This is a genomic window from Dysgonomonas sp. 520 (assembly GCF_010501095.1).
In the GTDB taxonomy this organism is placed as follows: Bacteria; Bacteroidota; Bacteroidia; order Bacteroidales; family Dysgonomonadaceae; genus QVMP01.
Genome location: NZ_QVMP01000018.1, coordinates 72638 through 73941, shown reverse-complemented (window position 1 = coordinate 73941; position 1304 = coordinate 72638). Strand labels below are relative to the sequence as shown.

1 pseudogene is annotated in these 1304 nt (G+C 42.0%); it reads left to right on the top strand.

Annotated elements, in window-relative coordinates:
* Positions 1-1169, top strand: a pseudogene (locus tag D0T56_RS11450) (hypothetical protein); the annotation flags it as partial.
* Positions 1170-1304: the final 135 nt, after the last annotated feature.

Sequence of the window (1304 nt, the reverse complement as noted above, 5' to 3'; positions counted from 1 at the left end):
AAAAAACTTTATTATTCTTATCAATGCTTTTGGTCGGTTTCAAGGCTTATGGGCAAGTTGGTATCAATACAGAAACACCGGGCGCAACAATGCACATAACTCCAACCAAAACAGACGGAACAACAGCCGAAGGAATCATTGCACCCAACCTGACAAGGGCACAACTGATCGGCAAGGATGCTCAATACTCCACGGCACAACGAGGTTCGATAGTTTATGTGACCAGCCTAACGGGAACCACCACCACAAAAACAGCCAAAGTAACCTCGGTAGGTTACTATTACTTCGATGGATCTCTTTGGCAACCATTTATCAGTAGTTTGCCCGCATCAACAGAGCCTTGGTATGTTCAGGGAAGTACAACACAGGCAACGAGCAACACGCAAAATATCTTCCAGACAGGAAATGTGGCTATCGGGTCGAATACTTCAAGCAGCTATAAGTTTCAGGTGACGGGTACATCAAACATAACAGGCAATGCCCGTATGGCTAGCTTGGCAAAGATAGGTTCGGGAACGACTTTCAATAGTTCCGCCCAATTGGAATTGAGTGATGCCAACAAAGGTCTATTGCTAAACAGAGTGGCACTGACAGCTGCAAATGTGAAAGCACCAGTAACCAATGCCGTTGCGGGTATGATGGTATATAATACAACAAGCAATGCGAATGTAACCCCCGGTGTATATTACTGGAACGGGGTAAACTGGATAAGGATGGTGACGGAAGTGCCTAACTCAGAACTTAACTTGAGAGACTTACAGGTTGCTTGTACAAGTCTTCCGAATGATGCAAACAATACAAATAAAGGTGCTTTGATGAATATGGAAACTCTTATTATTCCCGAGGATGGGTCTTATGCCTTTTCTTTTAGGTTGTATGGTAGTTATATTAAAGTTACGGGGGGAACAGGGAACACCGGAATATATTATATAGCGATGTTGGCAAATGAAAAATTGGTAGATACAGCAGAAATGGATATTATTCATGGAGCTGTTTCTGCAATGACTTATTCAGTAACGTTAGGAGCTAAACTAGCTGCCGGTGATGTTATTACATTCAGGTTGTCTCATCATCCTGTTAATGGAAGTCTTTACCCGTGGAATTTAAATGCCAGACCGGGAGCAGCAACAGGGGCCAACCGTACTTCTATGATCTGGTGGAAACTGTAATTGATGCTAATCAGTAGTTGAGCTTATTATAACAAAAATGTTCATTTATTTTATATAATACACTGCGCAGAATTAAAATTCCTTGCATCCCTTTTGACCAAAGCCTCAAAAGGAATCAAAAAGGCTTTTTGTGAC